General features: G+C 60.3%; 19 protein-coding genes. 11 read left to right on the top strand and 8 right to left on the bottom strand.

The annotated features are described in order from the left end of the window. The first annotated feature begins 5 nt into the window (after positions 1 to 5). Complete coding sequence (locus tag GL286_RS15280) at positions 6 to 929, top strand: LysR family transcriptional regulator (protein WP_246184975.1); 924 nt, start codon at positions 6 to 8, stop codon at positions 927 to 929. On the opposite strand, the gene GL286_RS15275 is transcribed toward GL286_RS15280, so the two are convergent. After that, positions 926 to 1,693 carry an HpcH/HpaI aldolase family protein gene (locus GL286_RS15275; protein WP_246184974.1) on the bottom strand — a complete coding sequence of 256 codons (768 nt, stop codon included), beginning with the start codon at positions 1,691 to 1,693 and terminating at the stop codon, positions 926 to 928. The two genes, GL286_RS15280 and GL286_RS15275, sit on opposite strands and share 4 nt — an antisense overlap. 203 nt (positions 1,694 to 1,896) lie before the next feature. On the opposite strand from GL286_RS15275, the gene GL286_RS15270 reads away from it, so the two are divergent. The 4 genes from GL286_RS15270 to hydA are packed head-to-tail and all read left to right on the top strand — an operon-like array spanning position 1,897 to position 6,192. Continuing rightward, the gene (locus GL286_RS15270) at positions 1,897 to 2,454 is read left to right on the top strand and encodes a TRAP transporter small permease (RefSeq protein ID WP_155096446.1); all 558 of its coding nucleotides are present in this window, start codon (positions 1,897 to 1,899) and stop codon (positions 2,452 to 2,454) included. 2 nt (positions 2,455 to 2,456) lie between these two features. Next, positions 2,457 to 3,737 carry a TRAP transporter large permease gene (locus GL286_RS15265; RefSeq protein WP_155096445.1) on the top strand — a complete coding sequence of 427 codons (1,281 nt, stop codon included), beginning with the start codon at positions 2,457 to 2,459 and terminating at the stop codon, positions 3,735 to 3,737. 25 nt (positions 3,738 to 3,762) lie between these two features. After that, a complete protein-coding gene (locus GL286_RS15260; protein WP_155096444.1) occupies positions 3,763 to 4,728 on the top strand; it encodes a TRAP transporter substrate-binding protein in 966 nt (321 codons plus the stop codon). Between the two features lie 54 nt (positions 4,729 to 4,782). Next, the gene (gene hydA, locus GL286_RS15255; protein WP_155096443.1) at positions 4,783 to 6,192 is read left to right on the top strand and encodes a dihydropyrimidinase; all 1,410 of its coding nucleotides are present in this window, start codon (positions 4,783 to 4,785) and stop codon (positions 6,190 to 6,192) included. Here the strand turns inward: hydA and GL286_RS15250 are convergent. Genes GL286_RS15250 through GL286_RS15235 form a run of 4 tightly spaced genes read right to left on the bottom strand, consistent with a single transcriptional unit; the run spans position 6,189 to position 8,836 of the window. Continuing rightward, entirely contained in the window at positions 6,189 to 6,851 is a 663-nt protein-coding gene (locus GL286_RS15250) for a GntR family transcriptional regulator (protein WP_155096442.1), read from the bottom strand. The two genes, hydA and GL286_RS15250, sit on opposite strands and share 4 nt — an antisense overlap. Position 6,852: 1 nt before the next feature. After that, positions 6,853 to 7,287, bottom strand: a complete 435-nt coding sequence (locus GL286_RS15245) for a MaoC family dehydratase (protein ID WP_155096441.1) — start codon at positions 7,285 to 7,287, stop codon at positions 6,853 to 6,855. Then, positions 7,284 to 8,426, bottom strand: coding sequence for an acyl-CoA dehydrogenase family protein (locus tag GL286_RS15240; RefSeq protein ID WP_155096440.1), 1,143 nt, complete (start codon positions 8,424 to 8,426; stop codon positions 7,284 to 7,286). Before GL286_RS15240 ends, GL286_RS15245 begins: the two co-directional genes overlap by 4 nt. Positions 8,427 to 8,470: 44 nt before the next feature. Further along, positions 8,471 to 8,836, bottom strand: coding sequence for a hypothetical protein (locus tag GL286_RS15235; RefSeq protein ID WP_155096439.1), 366 nt, complete (start codon positions 8,834 to 8,836; stop codon positions 8,471 to 8,473). Positions 8,837 to 8,961: 125 nt separating this feature from the next. Between GL286_RS15235 and dapA the strand changes: the two genes are divergently transcribed. Genes dapA through GL286_RS15205 form a run of 6 tightly spaced genes read left to right on the top strand, consistent with a single transcriptional unit; the run spans position 8,962 to position 14,613 of the window. Then, complete coding sequence (dapA, locus tag GL286_RS15230; RefSeq protein ID WP_155096438.1) at positions 8,962 to 9,837, top strand: 4-hydroxy-tetrahydrodipicolinate synthase; 876 nt, start codon at positions 8,962 to 8,964, stop codon at positions 9,835 to 9,837. A 30-nt stretch (positions 9,838 to 9,867) separates the two neighbouring features. Further along, on the top strand, positions 9,868 to 10,842 hold the full coding sequence (locus tag GL286_RS15225; RefSeq protein WP_155096437.1) for a TRAP transporter substrate-binding protein: 975 nt from the start codon (positions 9,868 to 9,870) through the stop codon (positions 10,840 to 10,842). A 57-nt stretch (positions 10,843 to 10,899) separates the two neighbouring features. Continuing rightward, complete coding sequence (locus GL286_RS15220) at positions 10,900 to 11,415, top strand: TRAP transporter small permease (protein ID WP_155096436.1); 516 nt, start codon at positions 10,900 to 10,902, stop codon at positions 11,413 to 11,415. Then, positions 11,415 to 12,701: a TRAP transporter large permease gene (locus GL286_RS15215; RefSeq protein ID WP_155096435.1), complete on the top strand. Its 1,287-nt coding sequence runs from the start codon at positions 11,415 to 11,417 to the stop codon at positions 12,699 to 12,701. Before GL286_RS15220 ends, GL286_RS15215 begins: the two co-directional genes overlap by 1 nt. A 9-nt stretch (positions 12,702 to 12,710) precedes the next feature. Then, positions 12,711 to 13,121: a DUF3830 family protein gene (locus tag GL286_RS15210; RefSeq protein WP_155096434.1), complete on the top strand. Its 411-nt coding sequence runs from the start codon at positions 12,711 to 12,713 to the stop codon at positions 13,119 to 13,121. Between the two features lie 16 nt (positions 13,122 to 13,137). Beyond that, positions 13,138 to 14,613, top strand: a complete 1,476-nt coding sequence (locus GL286_RS15205) for a class I adenylate-forming enzyme family protein (RefSeq protein WP_155096433.1) — start codon at positions 13,138 to 13,140, stop codon at positions 14,611 to 14,613. Between the two features lie 75 nt (positions 14,614 to 14,688). Here the strand turns inward: GL286_RS15205 and GL286_RS15200 are convergent, their stop codons facing one another. Genes GL286_RS15200 through GL286_RS15190 form a run of 3 tightly spaced genes read right to left on the bottom strand, consistent with a single transcriptional unit; the run spans position 14,689 to position 17,468 of the window. Further along, on the bottom strand, positions 14,689 to 15,987 hold the full coding sequence (locus GL286_RS15200; protein WP_155096432.1) for a TRAP transporter large permease: 1,299 nt from the start codon (positions 15,985 to 15,987) through the stop codon (positions 14,689 to 14,691). Positions 15,988 to 15,990: 3 nt separating this feature from the next. Continuing rightward, on the bottom strand, positions 15,991 to 16,503 hold the full coding sequence (locus GL286_RS15195) for a TRAP transporter small permease (protein WP_155096431.1): 513 nt from the start codon (positions 16,501 to 16,503) through the stop codon (positions 15,991 to 15,993). Next, positions 16,503 to 17,468 carry a TRAP transporter substrate-binding protein gene (locus tag GL286_RS15190; RefSeq protein WP_155096430.1) on the bottom strand — a complete coding sequence of 322 codons (966 nt, stop codon included), beginning with the start codon at positions 17,466 to 17,468 and terminating at the stop codon, positions 16,503 to 16,505. The genes GL286_RS15195 and GL286_RS15190 overlap by 1 nt, the downstream gene beginning before the upstream one ends. Positions 17,469 to 17,475 lie beyond the last annotated feature (7 nt).

Here is a 17,475-nt window from a genome sequence, read left to right as displayed (position 1 = left end):
GCGACATGCTGAATCTTCGACAGCTGGAAATCTTGCGCGCCGTCGTGCAGTTCCGCACGACCGTCGGCGCGGCCGAGCAATTGGGCATGTCCCAGCCGTCGATCTCGAATACGATCCGTCACATCGAAACGGTGCTAGGTTTTCCCCTGTTCGAGCGCCAGTCGAACCGGCTGGTCCCGACCGAAGAGGCGATGATCCTGCTCGAGGAATCCGAGCCCTTGTTTCTGCTGCGCGATGCGGTGAACCAGCGCGCCGCCGATCTACGCATGGGTCGCATCGGACGGGTCCGGATCGCTTCGACCGCCGAGATCAGCGAGGCGGTGCTGCCCCGCACCATCGCCGATTACGCGCGGCAATACCCGCAGATCCAGATCTCGCTGGAAACCCGTCCGCTGGACAGCGTGCTGCAAACGGTCGAGAACGGGCTGGCCGATGTGGCTTTCGTCATTTCCGCCTATGACCGTCAGGCGCTGGCTTTCGAACTGGTGGCCGAACTTCGCGCTGTTTGCATCTGCCCCGAAGATCACCCGCTTGCGCAGTTGAAGCAGGTGACGCCCAAGGATCTGGCGGGCCATCCTCTGGTCGGGCCGCGTACGGCAAATCGTGTCGGCATGATGATCGCCGACAGCTTTCACGAATGCGGCATGGAGTATCGCCCCTCGATCGAGACCCGCTTCATGAACGCCGCCTCGCGTATCGTTGGCGAGGGTTGGGGCGTCGCGGTGGTGGACGAACTATCAGCCCATACCGCGCTGCGTCCCGGCCTGACCGTCCGGCCTTTCCAGTCGAAGCTTTTGTTCAACCTTGTCGCGGTGACGCTCAAGACAAAAACGCTGTCACGCCAATCCCGCAGGTTCATCAAGGCTTTCTCGGATCGGGTGCGGACCCAGCTGGACGAGATGCACGCCGCGTCGAATTCCCTCGACTAACGGCGTAGCCGCCCGACCAGTTTCGCGCCGCCCTCGACCAGCAAGTTCGTGTCATTCGTCGCAATGATCAGCGCCGCATCGGGGGCATGGCTGGTAACCAATTCCTCGGCCAAGCCCATCACCCCCAGCGCTTTGCCGTGATCTGCCACCGCTCGTGCGATGCGCCGGAACGCCGCCAGAACCGTCGGGTGATCGGACATGCCGCGCAACCCCAACCCGTCCGCGAGGTCGTTGGTCCCGATCACCAGCATATCGATCCCCTCGACTGCGGCGATCTGTTCGACCTCGTCCAGCCCTGCTGCGCTTTCGATCATTGCGGCAAGGGTTATGCCCCGTCCGGCTTGCTCACAAAGTTCGACCGCTGGCAGCAGACGATAATCCAGCGTCGGTAGCGGTGCAGGAATGCTGCGCGCACCCAAAGGGGCAAAACGGCATTTCTGAACGATGTGGCGGGCCTCGTCCGCACTATCGACATGGGGAACGATCAAGCCGGTTGCCCCACAATCCAGCACACGCGCCAGATCGGTCGAGCGTGGTCCGGTCACCCGCGCCCAGACCGGAAAGCCCGCCATGTGGCCAGCCGCTGCGATCTGGCCCAACGCCTCAAGTCCCAGCATTCCGTGCTCCATATCGACCAGCGCAAGATCGAAACCGGCTCCACGCGCAAGCGGCACAGCCTCGGCGCGCCCCAGAATACACAGCCCGATTCCGATCATCGGCCCGATTGAGGTTTCATTCTGCCCATTTTTCAGGCTCGTGATCATAAGCTGCTCATATGGCTGGATTGCGATGAGCCAGCTTAGCACTGAAATCTGGGGTTTATTCGCTGAAACGGCGCAATGAATACTAACTATCAGTTTCTTTATAGTCGTCCGACTCCTTGAACCCCGCATTGCCGGTAACCTAGCACCCAGGAACCAGAGCGCGAACGCGCCACGATCCATCAACAGGTCGAAGGAAACCCCGGATGCACAATCCGTCTATCACCGATCCATTCCGCCCGGATTCCAGACCGCATAGTCTGATCCGACTGGCCAGTCTGTCGCTTTGGACCTTGCGACGTGTCGTTGACGGCGCGGTTCTGCTGCTTCTGGCCTATATGGCATTTGCCATTCTGGCGCAGGTCATCGGGCGCTACTTCTTCAACTATTCCATCGCCTCCAGCGAAGAGACAGCAACCTTTGCGCAGGTGTGGCTGACCTTGCTGGGGGCCGGTGTCGCAATGCGGTACAACCAGCATGTCGGCGTCGATTTCCTGATCCTGAAAACTCCATTGGCGGTGCAGCGCATCTTCAACGGCGCGGCATTCCTGCTGGGTGCGTGGTTCTTGGGCGTCGTGGTCATCGGCTCGCTGTCGATGGTCTCGATCGGACTGATGGTCAAATCACCCGCCCTGCGTTTGCCGATGGCGATCCCCTACGCCGCCTTGCCGGTCGGGTTCGGCTATTTCCTGATCGAGTTCGCCATCGCGACCTTGCCGCGGATCGTTCGCCCGTCGCTCGCATCCCAACCGCAGGAGGATTGATCATGGCCATCGCTTTTTCCGGTTTTCTGCTGTTGCTGGTTTCGGGCATTCCGATCGTATTGGCGCTTGGAATCGCAGGGCTGCTTGCGATCGAACTGACCACCAATGCGCCGATTTCCATCGTTGCCCAACGGATCTATGGCGGAATCAGTTCGTTCACGTTGATGGCGATCCCGTTTTTTGTCGCATCGGGCCTGCTGATGGAGGCAGGCGGCATCGCCCGCCGCTTTGTCGCACTGGCCGAGGCTCTGGTCGGCTGGATAACCGGCAGCCTTTACATGGTCGCTGTCGTGACCGGCACGGGGCTGGCCGCAATTTCGGGCTCGGGCTCGGCGGATACGGCGGCCATCAGTGCCGTCATGGTCCCCGAGATGAAGAAACGCCGCTATGACATCGACCTTGCGGCTTCGGTCATCGCGGCGTCGGGCGCTCTCGCCTCGATCATTCCGCCATCGATTGTGATGATCGTGATCGCCATTACCTCGAACCAATCCATCGGCGCTATGTTTCTGGGCGGCGTGGTTCCGGGCCTGATGGTCATGGCCTTCCTGATGATCGGCTGCTGGATCTATTGTCGCCGTCAGGGCGAGGTCTACCGCGACGCCCAGGCCTTTACGCTGGCGCGGCTAGGGCGCGGATTGCGTGATGCGGGACCCGGCCTGCTGATTCCGGTGATCGTGGTCGGCGGCATCGTCGGAGGCGTTTTCACCGCAACCGAGGCCGCCTGCGTCGCGCTTTTTGCGACGCTGATCATCACCATGTTCATCTATCGCGAGATCGGCCTGAGCGACCTGCCCCGCATCATGCTGCGCGCAATCAGCCTGTCGGCGACCGTGCTGATCATCGTCGCGACCGCAAGCGTCTTTACATGGGTGATCGCCACGGCGGGTCTGCCTGCGATGCTCAAGACATGGCTGACAGGCCTGACCCAAAGCCCGTGGGTGTTCCTTCTGATCGTCAACCTGCTTCTGCTGGTCGTCGGCATGTTCATGGAGAGCATCTCGGCGGTCCTGATCCTGCTGCCGATCCTTAGCCCGATCGCGCAAAGCTTCGGCATCGATCCGGTCCATTTCGGCATCGTCGTGTCGCTGAACCTGTCCATCGGGCTGATCACGCCGCCCTATGGCATCTGCCTTTACGTCGCATCCAGCGTGGCAGGACGGCGGATCGAGCAGGTCTCGCGCCGGATCTGGCTGCCGCTTGGCTCGATGCTGGCGGTGCTACTTCTGGTCACTTACGTCCCGGCCATCTCGCTGTGGCTTCCTGACACTTTCATCCGATAATCAACTGAAAACGAAAGAAGAACTGATGTCCAACAGAATGCTTGTTTCGATCGCACTCGTTGCTGCACTGGCCGCAGGTCCGATTGCGGCGCAGGAATACTCGTTCAAGATCGGCCATACCAACGCCGCCGACGAGGTGCAGGACAAGGGCCTGCAAAAGATGCGCGAACTGCTGGAGGAAAAGACGGGCGGCGCCGCCACGCTGGAAATCTTTCCGGGCGGTCAGCTTGGCGATGAATCCCAATTGATCGAGGGGGTGATGCTGGGCAGCGTCGATATGTCGATGACCTCGAACTCGCTTTTGTCCAACTATGTCGAGGATTACAAAGTCTTCGATATGCCCTTCCTGTTCCCGACCATCGAAGGGCTGGGCCAGAAAGTGGACCAGAACTGGGACATGATGGAGACCTCGGCCAATAATGCGGGTTTCCAATTGCTTGGCGTCTATTCCTCGGGGATACGCCACCTGATGACCAAAAAGCCGGTCGAAACGATTGACGATCTGGCAGGGCTCAAGATCCGCACGATGCAGAATCCGGTCCACGTCGAAGCATGGCGTGCCTATGGCGCGAACCCGACGCCGATGTCCTACAATGAGCTTTACGGGGCTTTGCAATCAGGCGTCGTGGACGGGGCCGAAGCAGCCTCGACCGGATATGACGGGATGAAATTCTACGAGGTCGCACCGGATTTCGCGCTGGTCGGCTGGCTGAACATGACGGCCCCCGTCGTCATGCAGAAATCTGCCTTCGACGCGTTGCCCGAAAACATCCAGACCGCTTTGATGGAATCCGGCAAGGAAGCCGCGCAATGGCAGCGGGGCTTTGTCGAGGAACAGGAACAGCCGCTGGTCGACAAATTCAAGGCTGCCGGAGCCAAGATCACCCAGCCCGATCCTGCTCCGTTCCGCGAGGCCTCGAAGCCGCTTTATGCCAGCCAGCTGACCACGGACGGCCAGCAGGCTTTGCTGAAAGCGATGACCGCCGAATAAGGCCAATGGCGGCGTCCCGATCTTGGGGGCGCCGCAATCCAGAAGGGACGACACATGCTAGATACGGCCATCCGCAACGCGACCATCATCACCGCTGGCGACCGCTATATCGCCCAAATCGGCATCCGGAACGGACGCATCATCACCATCGCCGAGGATGTCGGCCCCGCACATGAAGAAATCGACGCGACCGGCCTATGGGTGATGCCGGGCGGTATCGACGCCCATGTTCATCTGGAACAGCCGCAGGGTCCGAATGTCGTGATGGCGGACGGGTTTGAAAGCGGCACGCGCTCGGCTGCGGCGGGCGGCACGACGACGGTCATGCCCTTTGCCCTGCAGCAGAAAGGCCAGTCGCTGCGCGAGGTGGTCGATGCGTACCATGCCGCAGCCAAGGACAAATGCCATGTCGATTGCTCGTTCCATATCATCATCACCGATCCGACGCCGCAGGTTCTGGGGCAGGAACTTCCCGCACTGGTGAAAGCCGGCTACACTTCGTTCAAGGTCTTCATGACCTATGACGACATGGTTCTGAACGACGCCCAGCTTCTGGATGTTTTCGATGTGGCGCGGCGCGAAAAGGCCATGGTCATGGTCCATGCCGAAGGCTATGACGCGATCCGCTATATGACCCGCCGTCTCGAGGAAGCCGGTCACACCGCCCCCTATTTCCATGCCGAGAGCCGCCCCGAAAGCGTCGAGCGCGAAGCCACCCATCGCGCCATCAGCCATGCCGAATTGACCGATGTTCCGATCATGATCGTCCACGTCTCGGGTCGCGAGCCGATGGAACAGATCCAATGGGCCAAACGGCGCGGGCGCAAGCTATATGCCGAAACCTGCCCTCAATATATCGCCCTGACCGCGAACAACCTGAAAGGTCTGAACATGGATTTCGAGGGGGCGAAATATGTCTGCTCGCCGCCGCCTCGCGATACCGACAGCCAGAAAGCCATCTGGGAAGGGCTGCGCGACGGGACATTCGACATCTTCTCGTCCGACCACTGCCCCTTCCGCTTCGATGATCCAAAGGGAAAATCGGTCGAAGGCGCGCGCACATCGTTCCGCTGGGTGCCGAACGGGATACCGGGAATAGAAACCCGCCTGCCGATCCTGTTTTCCGAAGGAATCGTCAAGGGCCGGATCACCCCCGAGCGCTTCGTTGCGTTGACCGCGACGAACCCCGCAAAACTGTTCGGGATGTATCCGCAAAAAGGCACCATCGCGATTGGCGCGGATGCCGACCTGACCCTATGGGACCCGCAGCGGCAGGTGACGATCTCGCAGTCGCTGATGCATCACGACTGCGACTACACCCCGTATGAAGGAATGCAGGTCACCGGCTGGCCGGTCCGAACCATTCTGCGCGGCCAAACCATCATGGCTAATGGCGCGATTACCGGCACGACCGACATCGGCACATATATTGATCGCGGGTTGAGCGCAGCCTTTACCGCCTAGACCTCGGGAGCGATCCGCGAGACCAGATCCTCCATCATCGCCGCATTCTGCATCCGCAAGATTGCCTCCGCTGCCACTGCATCGTGGCGGCGGAGTGCTTCGATCAGAAGCTGCATTTCTTCGGCCATGACGCGCCGGCGACCGGTGCCGTATCCATATCCCCGCCGGAAGGCGAAAATGATATCCCAGCCGCGCAGAAAGACCCGAAGCGCCTCGCGGTTGCCGCCAAATTCGACCAGCTTGGCGTTGAAATCGCGATTAACGCGGATCGCTTCAAGATCCTGCCCACCCGCGATATGATCGCGATATTCCTGAGCCAGTGCCTCTAGCGAGCGGATGCGTTCCAGCGTCAGCAGGGGAATGGCACGCTTGACGGCGCAGATCCGCAGGTCGGTGTTCAACTCGAACAGGTCCGAGATATAGGCCCGATCCAGCTTGCGTACGGTCGCGCCGCGGTTCGGTTCGATCTCGACCAGACCTTCCCCTTCCAGTTTCCGCAACGCCTCGCGCAGCGGCATGGTCGAAAATCCCAGACGCTGCGCGAGTTCGGCCGTTTTCAGGCGCTCGCCGGGGCTGATCTGCCCCGACAGAATGGCTTCGCGGATCAGGCGGGTCGCCTGATCGGCCGAGTTTTCCGCAACGTCCAACGGCTCACCCATATCAACCCCGCTTGCGGATCAGGGAAACATGCTCGGCGTCGATGACCGTCTCGGTTCCGCGCATCAGGCGGATGGCTTCGGTCACCACACCGCGGCCCTTGCTTTCACGCTTGGCCGTGAAATCCATTTCGACATGAACCTCGTCCCCGGCCAGCAGCGGCTTGAGAAAGCGCACCTTGTCCCATCCCAACGAAGCGATCGAGCTTTCGTCATACAGATGCAACTCGGTCTTCAACCCCTCCATCAGCGACAAACCATAAAGCCCATGCGCGATGACACCCGGAAAGCCAGCTTCACGGGCATAACCATCGTCGGTGTGAAGTGGGTGGTGATCGCGCGTCAGGCGACAGAAATCGACGATATCGTCCTTGGTGATCCGATGCGTTCCCGTGCGGAAATTCGCACCCGTTTCAACATCTTCATAAAACAGGTTCATGCGTACATCTTTCCGACTTGCCGCGCGATGATCATGCGCTGGATCTGATTTGTGCCTTCATAGATCTGGCTAAGGCGGACGTCACGGAAAAGCCGTTCGATGCGGAATTCGCGCGAGTAGCCATTGCCTCCATGGATCTGCAATGCGTTCGAGATATGCACCTGCGCCATGTCGGTGGTGAACAACTTGGCCTGCGCGGCCTCAAGCGCGATGGGCTGGCCCAGATCGTAAAGCTTCGCGGCGTGATGGATCAGCAAGCGGGCGGCGGCGATATCCTTGGCCATATCCGCAATCATGAACTGGATGGCCTGAAACTCGAAGATCGGTTTGCCGAATTGCTTGCGGTCATGTGCGTAGGAAATCGCGTCCTCCATCGCGGCCTGCGCCATGCCAAGCGCCATCGACGACATCATCAGCCGCGAGAAGTTGAAATTCTCCATCGCCATCTTGAATGCGCCGTTTTCCGGACCGATCAGATTGCCGACCGGAACGCGGACATTGTCAAAGGCGATCATGCATTCGGCCAGACCGTGCATCCCCAACAATTCTTCGGATTTACCGCGATGTACGCCAGCGCGATCGGTTTCGACCAGAATGCATGAAATACCCTTGTGACCGTCATCGGGATCGGTCTTGGCAAAAACCATGATCACATCGGCGACCTGTCCGAACGTGACCCATGCCTTTGATCCGGTGATGACAAACTCATCACCCTCGCGTCGGGCAATCGTTCTCATACTGGCGACATCCGAGCCATGATCGGGTTCGGTCACTGCGGTCGCCGAAATCACGCTGCCATCAAGGATGCCGGGAATCAGCTTTTTATGCTGCTCGGAGCCGTGATGGTTCAGAAACAGCGCTGCTTCGACCGGAATGGCGAAGGCGTTGCCGACCGCGCCCGAACCACGCGCGATTTCCTCCATCACGATGCAGGCGGTCACGGCATCCATGCCCGCGCCGCCAGCATCCTCGGGCAGGGCAACCCCGAACAGCCCCAATTCGGCCATGGCCAGATAGATGTCGCGCGGGAAGACGTCATCATGGTCGATTCGGGCGGCTACGGGTGCGATCACCTCGTCGCTGAGCTTGCGGGCGGTGTCGCGCACCATGCGCTGCTCATCCGTTATGATTTGATCCAATGTTATCTCCATTATCCGATTATTGATCTTGCTTGACCGGCTACTCAGGCCGACGGAATCCCGGCATGAAAGGCATCCTGCGGGGCGCGGTCCATGAAGTAGATGATGATGTTCTTGGGCTCGATGCCATAAGCCTCAGCCACAGCCTGGGTCATTAACCGCGCCGCCTGTCCCTTGGCAGAGGCGGATCTCTCAAAGGCATGCACTTTTATGAAAATGCGGAAAGTATCGGCGTATTTGCCGTGTTTTCCGGCATGTCCGTAGGAATAGTCGGGGGCCGAATTATAATAGCAGGTGACGATTTCGGGCTTGATCGCAAAGGACTGACACAGACTATCGGTCATGGTCCGGGTGGCAATTTCCCGTATTTCCTGGGCCGGACCAGAGTCGGTTATTTCGATGAAGGGCATATGACGTTCTTCCTTATGGGCTGAATGCGCGGATGCGATCTATCAGGTTTCAGTTGACACATTATCTGATCATATCAAATCTCAAATCAACCATTTTGGATATATTGCGACCGGAAGGTAACAGGATGAAATTTCGCGGCAGCTATACCGTCTGCGTGACGCCCTTTGACGATCAGGGTCAGGTCGATCTGGCGGCGCTTCGCAGCTATGTGGATTGGCAGATTGACGAGGGTGTGCACGGGCTGATCCCGCTGGGCAGCACCGGAGAGTTCCTGTCCCTGACGCGGGACGAGCGGACCGCTGTCGCGGAAGCCGTCATCGACCAGACCGCGGGACGTGTGCCGGTGCTGATCGGAACGGCTGCCGAATGGACCGATGAGGCTGTCTCGCTCAGCCGAGAGGCCGAAGCTTTGGGCGCAGACGGTGTGATGCTGGTCCCGCCCTATTATTCCTCACCGACCGAGCCTGAGTTGATCAGCCATTTCACCAAGGTCGCCGAGGCGATCTCGATCCCGGTGATGCTGTACAACAACCCCTTCACCGCCAATGTCGATCTGTCGGCGGCGACGGTCGCGAAACTCAGCGAAGTCGACAATATCAGCTACATCAAGGACACCTCGAAAAACGTCCATCGCGTGACCGAACTGCTGGATCTGTGTCAGGGCCGGATGACGGTTTTTGCCGGCTACTATCCGTGGGAAAGCTATCTGGCCGGCGCCGAGGGTTACAGCTCGGTCATGTCGAACATCGCGCCCGCACTGTCGGCGCGGACCTTTTCCGAAACAGTTGACGGCGATCCGGACAAAGGCCGCGCACTATATGTCGAAAGCCTGCCCCTGATCAACGCGTTGGCGGGCGATCTTTATGTTTCGGCGACAAAGGCAGCGATGCGCATGATCGGTCGCCCTATGGGCGATCCACGCCCGCCACGCCTGCCCCTGCCCGCAGCGGCCGAGACCCGGCTTCGCGCCATTCTGGGCGATCTGAAGCTTCTGAACTGAACAAGAAAACAACCAACAGGGAAGACGACCATGAAACTGACAAACCTAGCTTTGTGCCTTGCACTTGCAGCAACCCCGCTGTCGCCCGCCTTTGCGCAGGAGATCACCTTCAAAGCCAGCCATAACGCCAATGCGGACGAGCCTTACGGCGTCGGCATGCGCAAGATGGACGAACTGCTGAAAGAGAAAAGCGGCGGCAAGGCCACGATACAGGTCTTTGACAACGCCACCTTGGGCGACGAGATGGAAAGCATTCAAGGCACGCAAATCGGCACGGTCGATCTGGCAGTGACCGCCAATGAAACGCTGGCCAACTTCGCACCCGACCTGTCGGTGTTCAGCCTTCCCTTCCTGTTCAAGGACGCGCAACAAATGGACCGCGCGCTGGAAGATCCTGCCGTCGTCGCCGAGGTGCAGGACATCCTGAAGGACAAGGGCTTCCACCTTGTCACGTTCTTTTCGGCCGGAACGCGCCACATCATGACCAAGAAACCGATCGCGCAAATGTCCGATCTGGATGGTCTCAAGATCCGCACCATGCAGAACCCTGCGCATGTCGATACGTTCAAGGCGTTCGGCGCGAACCCGACGCCGATGGCCTATACCGAACTTTACGGCGCGCTTGAAACTGGCGTCGTCGACGGGGCCGAAGCCGCGAATACCAACTTCTACGCCCAGAAATTCTACGAGGTCGCTCCCGACTGGACCATGATCGGTTGGCTGGAGCTGGTTGCTCCGGTCATCATGGGTGAGGCAGCCTATCAGAAACTACCCGATGACGTGAAAGCCGCAGTAGATGCCGCCGGTCTCGAGGCCGGCCGCTTCCAGCGCGCAGCCTACCGCGATAGCGATGCCGCCCGTGTCGCCGATATCGAAGCAGCAGGGGTCACCATCAGCCATCCCGATGACAAACCGTTCCGCGAAGCCGCCGAGGGCATCAAGCAGAACTACGTCCAGTCCGATGCCCAGAAGCAGCTTTTCGAACTGATCGGCAAGGTTCAATAACCCACACGGATATCGGCCCGGTCGCGCAAGCTGCCGGGCCATGAAAGCGAGCTTCCCATGATTTCCGCGATTGAGCGCGTCTGTCTTGTGCTGCGCACCATTGTCTCGGCCCTCGTTGTCTTGCTGTTCTCGGTGATGCTGGCGGCAGTATTGGTGCAGGTGGCAGGCCGCTATTTTCTGAACTTCTCGATCGCTCAGGCCGCCGAGATCGCGACCTTCTGCCAGATCTGGCTGGTGCTGCTGGGTGCGGGCGTCGCGCTGTCGCGTGGCCAGCATGTCGCCATCGACATCCTGCCCGCAAAACTGTCCTTGCCGGCCGCCCGCGTCGCACTGATCGGGATCGCGCTGGTTTCGGGGACGTTCCTTGCGGTTCTGGCTTGGGGTAGCCTGCCGCTGCTCAAGCTGGGCGAATTCCAGACCTCGCCGTCCCTACGGATGCCGATGAAATATATGTATGCCTGCCTGCCGATCGGCGCGGCCTACATGGTTCTTGAACTGATCCTGTCGGTGATCCAGCGCTGGGACGATCCCTTTCCTCCGCCACAGGCCGAAACAGACGAGGAGGCCATCTGATGCTGGTCATTGCAGTTGCATTCATCGCCCTGTTGGCCATGGGCGTGCCGGTCGTGTTCGTTCTGGGCGCCTCGGCGGTTCTGGCGCTGGTCACGACGACCGACGTACCGGTCACAATCGTCAGTCAACGCGTTTTCGCTGGACTGAACACCTTTACACTGATGGCGATCCCGTTCTTCGTTTTCGCGGGCGTCATTATGGATGCCGGTGGTATTTCGCGGCGGATCGTGGCTTTTGCCTCGGCGCTGATCGGTTGGATCGTCGGCAGCCTATATCAGGTGTCCTGCGTAGCCGCAGCCGGTCTGGCGGCGATTTCCGGCTCTGGTTCGGCGGATACGGCAGCGATCTCGGCGATTATGCAACCGCAATTGCGCCGCCGTGGCTATGATGTCGATTTCGGGGCGGCATTGATCGCCTGTGCGGGCTCGCTGGCGCAAGTCATTCCGCCCAGCCTGACTATGGTCATTCTTGCGGTCGTCTCGAATGTTTCCATCGGCGCGTTGTTCGTCGCGGGGATCGTACCGGGATTTCTGTGTATTTTCCTGCTGATGGTCTGCGCCTATGTCTTTGCCCGCAAGGGCGGCGAGACCTACCGCGAAACCGAGCCGTTCACCGTGTCGCGTCTGATCCGCACCGGTTGGGCAGCCCTGCCCGCCGCAGGCATGCCGGTTCTGATCCTTGGCGGCATTCTTGGCGGAGCCTTCACCCCCACGGAAGCCGCCGCCGTCTCGGCGTTCTACGGGCTACTGATCGGCGTCTTCGTCTACCGCGAACTTACGCCCAGACAATTGCCGGCCCTGATCCTGCGGACGGTCTCGCTTTCGGCAGCCGTAATGCTGATCATCGGCACGGCCAGCGTGTTCTCATGGCTGATCGCCAACGCTCAGGTGCCGCAAATGCTGGGGGAATGGCTGATCTCGGTTTCCAGCAGTCCGGTGGTGTTCCTGCTGATCGTGAACGTGCTTCTGCTATTCGTCGGCATGTTCATGGAGACCATTGCCGCAATCCTGATCCTTGTCCCTGTCCTCGCCCCGATTGCCAATCAGCTTGGGATTGATCCGATCCACTTCTCGCTGGTCGTGATCATGAACTTCGCCATCGGCACGGTGACGCCGCCCTACGGGGTGTCGTTGTTCGTGGCCTCCAGCGTGGCGGGCCGCACAGTGATGCAGGTCACCCGCAGGCTGGGGATGCCGCTGCTTGCAATGTTCATCGTACTTCTCGCCGTCACCTACATCTCGGACGTGTCGCTGTTCCTGCCGCGCATGTTCGGTCTAATCGAATAAGGAAAAATCATGGCCAATCTGAAAGTTACCATCGCGGGTATCGAGTTCGACGCGAAGTTCGAAGACGCAGCTCCGAAAACCGTCGCCGCCTTCCGCAAGCAACTGCCCTATACCAGCAAGGTGGTCCATGTCCGCTGGAGCGGCGAGGGCGTCTGGGTACCCCTTGGCGACGAGGATTTCGGCTTGGGCTACGAAAACCACACCAGCTATCCGGCCCCCGGTCATTTCATCCTTTATCCCGGCGGCATCAGCGAAACCGAGATCCTGCTGGCCTATGGCGGCGTGCATTTCGCGTCAAAACTTGGTCAATTGGCGGGCAACCACTTCATGACGCTGACCTCGAACCTCGACAAGCTTGCAGCCATCGGACCCAAGGTGCTTTGGGAAGGTGCGCAAGAAATCCGGATCGAAGAAATCTGATCCCAAGGAGCCCTCGATGACCGCCGACCAGATCAGCTACTCTGCGCGTCTACGTGACCTCGCCGCCAAGCGCGGCGCGGCCGAAGCCGTCCGCTTCCTCGCCCGCGACGGGTCCGAACGGTCGGTATCATGGGCCGAGCTGGACGGTCTGGTCGAATCCCTTGCCCACGCCCTGTCAGCGCATCGCGTCGGACAAGGCGAGGTCGTGGGCTTTGCCCTTGGCAATGTCGTCGAGCATCTGGCCCTTGCATTGGCAATCTGGCGACTTGGGGCGACGACGCTGGTCTTGGACCCCGCGATCACCCTCCAAGCCGCCGCATCGCTGAAATCACGCAGCGGGGCGCGGTTGATCGTCGGGCAACATGACGATATCGGGGATATATCTCTGCAACGGCTGATAGAGCAGGGTCAGGTTGGGGACGCTGCATTGCTGCCTGACCTGATCCCGTGTCCCGGCAAGATCGTCATGTCCGGAGGCTCGACCGGCTTGCCCAAGCTGATGTGCGACAGCCGCCCGTTCATGCGGGTACCGGGGAGAAGCTGGGGAAACATTGCCCCCGCTTTGGGCTTTCGCGCCGATCAGGTGCAACTGGTCTGCGGGGCAATGTCGCACAACGCCCCGTTCACCTGGGCGCAGAACGGGTTGTTCGAGGGCAATACGCTGGTCCTGATGGAGAAATTCGACGCTGACCGCGCCTTGCGGGCCATTGATGAATATGGCGTCGGCTTTGTCATGCTGGTTCCGACGATGATGGTGCGGATGCTGGACACGGACACACAAAAACCTGCGGCAATGTCCAGCCTGCACATGCTTTACCATACCGGCGCGCCCTGTCCCGCTTGGCTCAAGCAGGCATGGATCGACCGCGTCGGGCCGGACCGCGTTTCGGAAATGTATGGCTCGGGCGAGAATACCGGCCAGACGGTCATCGGCGGCGCGGAATGGTTGCAGCGTCGAGGCACGGTCGGGCAAGGCTTCGAAACAGATATCCGGATCTACTCGCCCGAGGGCCGTTTGCTGCCCACAGGCACCCCTGGCGAGATCTTCATGCGTCCGGACGATCCACAGGGCCGTAGCGATTACACCGGCCCCGATGCTCCGACCCCGAGACGCGATGCCGACGGCTATCAAAGCATCGGGGACTTCGGCTGGCTGGATGCGGACGGCTACCTGTATCTGGCGGGGCGCTGCGATGACGTGATCAACAGCGGTGGCGTCAAATTGCACCCCGAAGCCATCGAGGCGTCCTTACTGCGTCACCCGCAACTGACGGATGTGGCAGTATTTGGCGTCGATGACCGCGAGTGGGGCCAACGGGTCACGGCAGCGGTGGTTCCCCGCGACGGGACAAGTCTGGCCGAGACCGAACTGGTCGCCTTCGCTCGCCAGCACCTTAGTCCCGAGGAGATTCCGAAGGAGTGGCGTTTTGTCGAAGCCCTGCCACGCGACGGCTTCGGCAAGCTGCGGCGCAAGGCACTGACCGTTCTCTGATGTGGGCCATTGCAACTTCGGTGCTTGACGACAGATTGCAACGCCCGAACCCTTGACGGGGTTCGGGCATCTGGTTCACAGACCGAAATACCGGGGCAGCCACATCGTCAGACCGGGCCAATAGGTCACAAGCATCAGGATCGCGAACAACAGCAGATAGAACGGCCCCAGCGCCTTGACGGCCGTTTCCACTCTGACCCGCGCCACACCTGCGCCGACGAACAACCCCGTCCCGACCGGAGGCGTGATCGTGCCGATGGCAAGGTTGAAGATCATGATGATCCCGAAATGCACCGGATCGTAGCCGACCTTTTGCGCAATCGGCAGCAGGATCGGGGTAAAGATCAGGATCGCTGGCCCCATATCCATGAAGCAGCCAACCACCAGCAGCAGGATATTGACGATCAGCATGACCATGATCGGGTCATCCGAGATCGACAGGATCAGGCTGGTGACAGCGGCGGGAATGCCGGTAAAGGCCATCGCGAAGCTCAGGGCCGCCGATGCCGCCAGCAACAGCATGATGGTTCCGGTCATATGGACCGTCTCCATCAGGAAGCGCGGCAGGGCGTTGATTGGCATGGTGCGGTGGATCACGAAGGCCAGAAGCATGGTGTAGATCACCGCGATGCCGGACGCCTCGACCGCCGTGACCACGCCCATCATGATGCCGCCAAGAATAAAGACGATCAGCATCAGGCTGGGGATGGCGCGGATGACCACTTGGATCGCTTCGGACAGGCCGATCCGAGGGGCGACGGGCCAGCCGCGTTTCTTCGCGATGAAACCGGTAAGTATCATCATGGATACGCCCCAGACGACACCGGCAACGGCTCCGCCCAGAAACAGCGCCGCGATCGAGGCGCCGCCGGAAATCAGCGAGTAGATGATGAACGCGGTCGATGGCGGGATCAGCATCCCCGTCGGGGCCGAGGCGATGTTCACGGCAGCGGCAAAGCCCGGATCATAGCCTTCGCGCTTCTGCATCGGGACCATGACGCCCCCGATCGAGGTCGAGGCGGCGATGGCCGAGCCCGAGATCGAGCCGAACAGCATGTTGCCCGCGATATTGGTCTGCGCCAGCGATCCGGGGATGCGCCCCGCGATCAGTTTGGCGAAATCGACCAACCGGACCGCAATCCCGCCCGAGTTCATGATCACCCCGGACAGGATGAAAAACGGCACGGCAAGCAGCGAAAAGCTGTCGAGGCTGGCCAGCATCTTTTGCGCCGAGGTGAACAGCGCCATGTCCAGCGGCACAACCAGCATGACGGCGGCCAGTGCGGCGGCGGTGATGGCAATCGCCAGCGGAATACCCAGCAGGGTCAGAACGCCGAAGACGGAAATCAGGATAAGGCTGGCAGGACCGGCCATAGGTTATTCTCCCATCTTCTCGGCCTGCGCCTCCAGATCGGCATGATGCGATCTGCCTTGGCTCAGGTCGGCGAGGTTCAGCAGGCTGTAAAGAACCATCAGGGCTCCGGAAACCGGCAGCGACAGATAGACCCAGCTCATCGGAATACGCATGACGGCGCTGGTCTGGGCATGGGCGATCGACACGCCGCGCATACCGCCCCAGATAAGGACGATACCCGCAAACAGCACGAACGCCACCGAGATCAGCCCGTCAAGCCGCAGCCTGCCCCGAAGGGACAGGCGGTCACGCAACAGATCGACGCTCATATGGCTACCTTTGCCTGTGGCATAGGCCGCGCCCAGAAGCGACATCCAGATCACGCCGTAGCGCAGGACTTCCTCGGAATAGGACGAGGGAGCGTTCATTGCGTAGCGGCTGAAGACCTGCCAGGCCAGAACAAGAACCAGCCCGGCAAGAAGGCTGCAACAGACGAAACCCAGCACTAGGTCCAGCCCGCGACGCAATGATTGCATCACTTGGCCCCCTGGATCGCCGTGACCAGAGCCTTGGCCTCGGGCGACTGCTCGTCATAGATCGGAGCGACGGCAGCTCGGAACGGCGCGATATCGGGCTGGTGGAACTGAACGGCGAACTGGTCGGCGGATTGCTTGCGGGCATCCTCGACCGAGATATCCCACACGCCTTTGTGGAATTCGGTCGCTTCTTTGGCAGCTTCCTGAACCGCGGCGCGCTGTTCATCGGTCAGGCGGTCCAGCGTCGCGGTCCCGATCAGCAGGATATCCGGAATGCGCGTGTGGCCGTCATAGCTGTAATGCTTGGCGACCTCGGCGTGACGGGCGATGGTCAGCGCGAACTCGTTGTTCTCGGCCCCGTCCAGCACGCCCTGTTGCAGCGAGGTATAGACCTCGGCCTGCCCCATCGCCACCGGTGTAGCGCCCAGCAGTTCGACGGTACGGATCGCGGTCGGACTTTGCAGAACGCGGATTTTCAGACCCTTCAGATCCTCGACCTTTTCGATCGGAGCCTTGACGGTGTAGAAATTCCGCGCACCCGAGTTGAAATAGGTCAGGCCAACGAACTTCTTGTCGCTAGTCGAGGCATAGACCGGACCCATGATCTCGGCATTGTCCATCGCCTTGTAGAAATGGACCTGATCGTCGAACAGATAGGGCAGCGTGAACGTGCCGTAGATCGGCGCGAAACTTTCCAGCAGCCCGCCCGAAACCTTGGTCATGTCCAAGGCTCCGCCCTGCACCATCTCGACCATCTCGCGTTCACCGCCAAGCTGGCCGTCCGGGAAAAACTGGACGGTGACATCGCCATTGGTCTTGGCGCTGACCAGTTCGGCGAATTTCTGCATCGCCTCGACGGTGGGCGTGGCGTTTTGCGCATAGCCGAAACGCAGGGTCTCGGCATGCGCTGCGCCCGCCATCAAGGCGATTGCGGCGACGCCGCCAAGGATCATTCGTGCATTCATGTCTTTA

This window comes from Paracoccus aestuariivivens (genome assembly GCF_009711225.1).
Lineage (GTDB): Bacteria > Pseudomonadota > Alphaproteobacteria > Rhodobacterales > Rhodobacteraceae > Paracoccus > Paracoccus aestuariivivens.
This window is presented reverse-complemented; position numbering and strand designations above follow the sequence as displayed.